Origin of the sequence: Pseudomonas sp. JV245A (genome assembly GCF_032424515.1) — a bacterium.
Taxonomy (GTDB): Bacteria; Pseudomonadota; Gammaproteobacteria; order Pseudomonadales; family Pseudomonadaceae; genus Aquipseudomonas; species Aquipseudomonas protegens.
This window is the reverse complement of record NZ_VYKE01000209.1, coordinates 1-6,551: the sequence shown is the minus strand read 5'-3', so window position 1 is coordinate 6,551 and position 6,551 is coordinate 1. Positions and strand designations below refer to the sequence as shown.

The following is a 6,551-nucleotide window of genomic DNA, read 5'->3' as shown; positions in this document are numbered from 1 at the left end:
CGCCGATCAGCAGCAGGGGCAGCAACAGGCCGCGAAACTTGGCCAGTAGAGTCGTCATGCAAGGGCTCCTAGCGGGTTTGCCAGCGCAGCACGCGCTGTTCCAGGCGGCGGAAGGAGAAGTCCAGGGCAAAGCCGATCACGCCGGTGACCACTATCCCCACCATCACCACATCGATGCGCAGCATCTGCCGGGCCATCTCGATCATCTGCCCCAGGCCGCTGTCGGCGGCCAGCAGCTCGGTGGCCACCAGCACCACCCAGCAGCGGGTCAGGCCGATGCGCAGGCCGGTGATGATCGGTGGTGCCGCGGCGGGCAGGGCGATCTGGCGCACCAGGGTCGGCCAGCGCAGGCGGTAGACGTCGGCCACCTCGAAGTAACTGCGGGGAATGGCCTTGACCCCCTCGCTGGCGGCCAGGGCCACGGGGAAGAACGCAGTCTTGGCGACGATGACGATCTTGAAGGTTTCATCGATGCCCAACAGCAGCACGAACATCGGGATCAGGGCGATGCTGGGGATCTGCCGCAGGGTATGGAACAGCGGCGCGCAGTACGCCTCGACGGTCTTGGACAGGGCCATCAGCACCCCGAACACCAGGCCGCCAAGGGCCCCCAGGGCAAAGCCCAGGCCCAGGCGCGACAGGCTGTTGTGCAAATGCTCCAGCAACTCGCCGCTGGCCAGCAGGGTTTCGAAGGTGTGCAGCACCTGGGCCGGCGGTACCAGCAGGTTGCGCGGGAAGATCCCGGCCTGGGCCACCAGGGTCCAGAGCAGCAACAGGGCCAGGGGCGAGACCAGCCAGGTCAGGGAGGTGAGTGTGCAGCGCAAGGAATGAGCCATGGCGGTTCTTATATCGGCGAAGTACCCGATGCCTATCGCAAGACCTGTGCCATCGCGCGCTCGTAGGAGCTGGCTTGCCAGCGAAAGCGTCGGCTGGGGTGGTGCAAGGCTTGCGGGCCTGTTCGCCGGCAAGCCGGCTCCTACGGGGCGGGCGGGCCTGCGGGATGTATCTGGCGGCTGTAGGAGCTGGCTTGCCAGCGAAGACGTCGGCCGGGGCGGTGCAAGGCTTACGGGCCTGTTCGCCGGCAAGCCGGCTCCTACGGGGCGGGCGGGCCTGCGGGATGTATCTGACGGCTGTAGGAGCTGGCTTGCCAGCGAAGGCGTCCGCAAGGGCGATGCAAGGCTTGCGGGCCTGTTCGCCGGCAAGCCGGCTCCTGCGGGAGGAGCGGCGTGTGGGTGGGTTGTGGGCGCTGGCGTGCCAGCGAAACTGATGCCTGGGCAGCAGCCACTGCTGCCAGGGCAACACCCCGGCAGCAGTCCGGCCTCAGAAGTCGTAGCTGAGGCTGGTGTAGTAGAACGCGCCCTGGGCGCCCTCGGGGCTGGTGATGGAGTATTTCGGCACGCCATACAACTGCGCCCCGGATGCCTTGTCCGGGTGGGTATCGAACAGGTTGATGGCGCCCACGGACAGCTTCAGCGACTTGTCGAAGCTGTAGGAAATGTCCAGGTCAGTGACCCATTGCGCGCTGAAGGTCTGGTCCAGGGTCGGGTTGCTGGCGTTGAGGCTTTTCCATTGCCCGTAACGGCGCTGGGCCAGGGTCAGGCCCCAGCTGTCATACAGCCAGTTGGCGCTCAGGGTCAGCTTGTTCTTCGGTGTGCCGTCCTCGATCAGGCCCTGGGTGGTGCGGCCGACGATCTGCGAGCCGGCGATGTTGCCCACGTCCCGCAGGGCGGTGATCCTGGTGTTGTTCTGGCTGTAGCCGCTGGACAGGTTCAGGCGCCCCCATTGCTGCAGGTCCAGCTGGTAGTTGCCGGTCAGCTCGACGCCATCGGTGCGGGTGTCGGCGACGTTGGTGTAGAACGCCGCGCTCTGGATGTTGGCGTAAGGGGTGCCGGCGAAGATCGGCGTGACCACCGAGGCCGGCAACTGGTCGGACAGGGTGATGCGGTTGTCGATGTTGATCCGGTACGCATCCAGGGTCACCGAGGCGTTGGCCAGCGGCCGCCAGACCAGGCCCAGGGAGTAGTTGGTGGACTCCTCGGGCTTCAGCGCCTTGCCCCCCAGCAGCTTGGCTTCCGGGCTGTCGGCGCGCAGGGTGCGTTGCTGCACCTCGACGTAGTTGCCGCTGCCCGGCGGTTGCTCCACCACCTGCACGCTGAACGAGGACAGCCCGCTCTGGACCAGGGACGGCGCCCGGTAGCCGGTGCTGGCGGTGGCCCGGGCGGCGAGCTGCGGGGTGAAGTCGTAACGCAGCGACAGCTTGCCGTTGGTGGTGTCGCCAAAATCCGAGTAGTGCTCGGTGCGCACCGCCACCCCGGCCTGGAATTTCTCGGTGACCTGGCCTTCGACGTCGATGTAGGCGCCCCAGACCTTGCGCTCCAGAGAGGCGGCGTCGACCTGGGTAATGCCCGAGTAGTAGCCGGGAATGCGCCGCCCGGTGACCGGGTCCACGGTATTGAACAGCGGCCCGTTCTGCCAGCCCGCCGCTTCGCCGGCGCTCAGTTCGTAGTTCTCCTGGCGCCAGGCCAGGCCCGCCGACAGGGTCAGGGGCTTGAACAGGAGGTCGGTGGGGAAGTCCCGCACCCAGTCCAGGGTCAGGTTGGTCTGGTCGGCCTCGCGCTTGCCGGTGTAGATCTTCGCCGGGCTGGCCTCGCCCCAGCTGGGGTTGATGGCGTTGCGGTCGGCGGATTTCAGGCTGTTGTCACCGTGGTTCAGCGCCAGGTCGAACTTGCCCAGGCGTTCGTCCTCGTAGCGCAGGCCACCGGTCAGGGCATAGTCCTCCAGCGAGTAACGGGTGATCGGCAGGCGGCCGTCGGGGTAGCGTTGCAGGGCGTCGCTGCCGTAGTTGTTGCGCAAGGTGGTGGGCGGGTCGAAGAAGCCTTCGGCGTCGGTGTTCTTGTGGGAGTAGGTGGCAAAACCGTAGGCGGTCAGCCCCTCGCCCAGGCCGAACTCGCTGTTGGCGGCGAAGTTGTACTGGTCCGAGACATTGCCCGAGCCCCAGCGCCAGGTGCGGTAGCGGTTGTTCTGTTCCCGGGGGGTGTTGGTGCTGGTGGAGCCGAGGTAGAAGATCCGGTTGTCGGGGTTGGTGTCACTGGCCGGGTCCTGGCTGCCGGCATCGAAGCTCAGGGTCAAAAAGCCGTCGTTGGGCAGGCTCAAGCCCTTCCAGCCGCTGAGCTTGCGTTGCAGGCCATCGCCCTTGTCGTAGCCGCCGAAGCGATAGCCGAGGTTGCCGCCGTCGTCCTTTTCCTTGAGCACGATATTGATCACCCCGGCGATGGCGTCGGAGCCGTACTGGGCGGCGGCGCCGTCGCGCAGGATCTCCACTCGCTCGATGGCGCTCAGGGGGATCAGGCTCAGGTCCACCGCGGCGGCGCCGCGGCCGTTGACCAGGCTCTGGCGGGTGACGTTGGCGCTGGTGTGGCGGCGCTTGCCATTGACCAGCACCAGCACCTGGTCCGACGCCAGGCCGCGCAGGGAAGCACCCTGGGCGATGGAGCCGGCGAAGGCGCCCTGGGGCGACTGCGGGTAGCTGAACGAAGGCGAGAGGGCGGTGAGGGCGCCGGACAGGTCGCTGGCCCCGGTCTGCTGCAACTGCTGGGCGGACAGCACGTCCACCGGTGCGGCGCTTTCCAGGGCCGTTACATCACTGCGCCGGGTGCCCAGCACCACCACCGTGTCCAGGTGATCGGCGCTGGCGCCGGGGGCATTGCTTGAGGTCTGGGCAGCGAACGCGGGCACGGCAAGGCTGCCGACGACCAGCGCCACGGCGCCGGCCAACGGATTGCGATGGAACATCTTTGGATTCCTTCTGAAATGAATGACCCCAACCGCCCCTGTAGGCGCGGGCTTGCCAGCGAAGGCGTCGTCATGGACGGCGCAAGGCTTGCGGGCCTCTTCGCCGGCAAGCCGGCTCCTACAGGGTGGGTGCGGTGGTGGGCGATACCGGCGGCCCGGAAATCAGGGTTCGGGTGGCCTGCCGCGGGCGTCAGAAGCGGCTGGTGACGCTCAGGCCCACGGTGCGCGGGTCGCCGTAGGTGATGACGTATTGCCCCAGCGTGCCGTTGGGCCGGCCATGGACCTGGTAGCGGCGGTCGGTGAGGTTGTTGACGAAGCCGGTGACGCTGAGCTTTTCATCCGGGCTGAACCAGGTCAGGCGGGTGTTGGCCAGGGTGTAGTGGGGCTGGCTCAGGGTCTTGTCGGCGCTGCTCTGGCGGTCGGCGAGGAAGTACTCCTTGTCGCGGAAACTCACGTCGCCGCCGGCCACCAGCTTGCCGCCAATCTCCAGGGGAATGGTGTAGTCGGCCCCCAGGGACACCACGTTGCGCGGGGAGCGCACGAAACTGTTGCCGCTGTAGTCGCCGGTGACCGCGCCGGTGTTGGGGTTGGTGTTCTTGAAGTCGGTGTACTCGGTATCCAGGAACGAGATCGCCGCCCGCAGGTGCAGATAGTCGGTGGGCTGGCCTTCGAGCTCCAGTTCCGCGCCCTTGACCTTGCCCTTGGCGCCATTGGTCAGGGCCGTGGTGAGCACGCCGTTGTTGACCGTCAGCAGGTTCACCTGGATGTCCGAGTAGTCGTAGTAGAAGACGTTGGCGTTGGCGGTCAGGCGATGGTTGAACCATTCCGACTTGAGGCCGATCTCGTAGGCGTCGAGTTTCTCCGGGTCCACCGTGGTCAACTGCGCCAGGCTGGTGGACAGCCCGGTATTGAAGCCCCCGGAACGGAAACCGTGGGCGTAGCGCAAGAACACCCGGACGTTGTCGTTGATCCGGTATTCCGGGGTCAGATCGTAGGTCCAGGCTTCCCAGGTCTTGCTCTCGTCGCGGCTGCCGTTGCTGCCGGCGGCGCCCAGGGGGATCAGCGGGCCGTTGGCCGTGGCCCGGGTGAGCTGGGTCAGGTCCAGGTCGATGTCTTTCTTTTCCTGGGTCCAGCGCAGGCCGCCGGTCACGGTGAAGTTGTCGGTGAAGTCGTAGGTCAGGTTGCCGAACAGCGCGTAGCTGTCGGTGGTGTGCTGGTAGTTGAGGTCGCGAAAGTCGGTGGCGCCGCCGGTCTGGTTGGAGCCGGTGCCGTTGGGCGTGGGGCCCGGGGTGATGAGGCGCTTGGCCGAGCTGTCCAGGTCCTCATGGAAGTAGTGCACCCCCGCCAGCCAGCGCAGGGTTTCCTGCTGCGGCGAGGCCAGGCGCAGTTCCTGGGAGTACTGGTTGTAGCGGTTGTCGCTGATGGCCGCGCCGTTGACCTCGTAGGGGGTGTAGTCGGCGTCGCTGGTGGACTGCCCGCGAATGTAGTCGTAGGCGCTGATGGAGGTCAGGGTGTAGTCCCCCAGGTGCCAGTTCAGGGTCAGGGACGTACCGTCGTGATCGAGCTTGGCATCCTCGTTGACGTTGAGGGCGATGTTGCGTCCGTCGGGCCGCTGGTAGCCGACGTTGTAGTAACGGCCCACCGGCAGCGAGCCGTTGCTGCCGTCGCCCTTGTATTCCCGGGCGTGGATCTTCAGCAGGGCGTCCAGGTCCGGGTTGAGCCTGGCCAGGAACTGCAGGCGCACGGCCTTCTTGTCGACGTCGCCGTAGGTATGGTCGTCGGTGAGGTTCTTCTGGAAGCCGTCGCGTTCTTCCGAATACAGCGACAGCCGCGCCGCCAGCCTGTCATCCACCAGGGCACCGCCGATGGCGCCATTGAGGACGCGCTCGCTCTTGCTGCCGATGCCCAGGGTGCCGTAGCCGTCGGTGTCGAAGGTCGGCTTCTTGGAAATCACATTGACCGCACCGGCAGTGGTGTTCTTGCCGTACAGGGTGCCCTGGGGGCCGCGCAGGATCTCGATGCGCTCCAGGTCGAACAGCGGCCCGCCGCCGGCGATGGGCGCGTTGAGGTAGACGTCATCGGCATAGATGCCCACCGGGAACACCGTGGCCGCCCCGGTGTCGCCCGTGCCCAGGCCGCGGATGTACCAGCGTGGGCGGCCGTCGCCGTCGGGGTTCTTGGCCGAGGCGTTGGGGATGAAGGTGGTGATGTCGCCCATGTTGCGCACCCCGTCGGTCACCAGGCTGGTGCCCTGTACGGCGGACACCGCCACCGGAACCTCTTGCAGGGTTTCCTCCCGGTGCTGGGCGGTGACGGTGACGGTCTTCAGGGCGGGTTCGCTGCTGTTCCCGGTGGTGTCGGTGTCTGTGGTTTCGGCGGCCAGCAGGCCCTGGCTGAATGTGCCCCCGGTGAGCGCCAGTGCCAGCCATAGACTCTTGGTGATCGGATTAAGCTTATGCATGTTGAACTCCCCCATTTAAAGTTTCGCTAAGAGGGCTAGAGCAGAGAACGTGCCAAGAGGCTTAGTGGGTTTTATGGGTAAGCGTTAGTTTGATCAAGTCATTGAAAAACAAGGCTTAATTTAAATTCGTTTGAGTGTTTTAGAGAGGGGTTTGGCAGGCGTGAAAAGTTGCGGGCCAGAGGTTTAAAACATCCTGCGCAGGATTCAGCAGAAGTTGCTTGGCTGGTGCTGCTGGAGCAGCACCGATTGCCCGCTGGACTGTTGCTGCGCCAGCACCGGCCCCCCAGCCCGTAGGAGC

The 6,551-nt window shown here is 66.0% G+C and carries 3 protein-coding genes; all 3 read right to left on the bottom strand.

The window, feature by feature from the left end:
* Positions 1-68: 68 nt before the first annotated feature.
* The gene (locus F6S12_RS28845) at positions 69-836 is read right to left on the bottom strand and encodes an ABC transporter permease (RefSeq protein ID WP_019094960.1); all 768 of its coding nucleotides are present in this window, start codon (positions 834-836) and stop codon (positions 69-71) included.
* 484 nt (positions 837-1,320) lie between these two features.
* On the bottom strand, positions 1,321-3,792 hold the full coding sequence (locus tag F6S12_RS28840) for a TonB-dependent receptor plug domain-containing protein (protein WP_161466274.1): 2,472 nt from the start codon (positions 3,790-3,792) through the stop codon (positions 1,321-1,323).
* Between the two features lie 190 nt (positions 3,793-3,982).
* Positions 3,983-6,253 (bottom strand): TonB-dependent receptor, encoded by a 2,271-nt coding sequence (locus F6S12_RS28835; RefSeq protein ID WP_315869621.1) that lies wholly within the window; start codon positions 6,251-6,253, stop codon positions 3,983-3,985.
* Between the last annotated feature and the right edge of the window lie 298 nt (positions 6,254-6,551).

Coding starts and splice junctions, on each gene's coding strand:
- F6S12_RS28840 (WP_161466274.1), bottom strand. CDS start 3,792: ATGTTCCATCGCAATCCGTTGGCCGGCGCCGTGGCGCTGGTCGTCGGC.
- F6S12_RS28835 (WP_315869621.1), bottom strand. CDS start 6,253: ATGCATAAGCTTAATCCGATCACCAAGAGTCTATGGCTGGCACTGGCG.
- F6S12_RS28845 (WP_019094960.1), bottom strand. CDS start 836: ATGGCTCATTCCTTGCGCTGCACACTCACCTCCCTGACCTGGCTGGTC.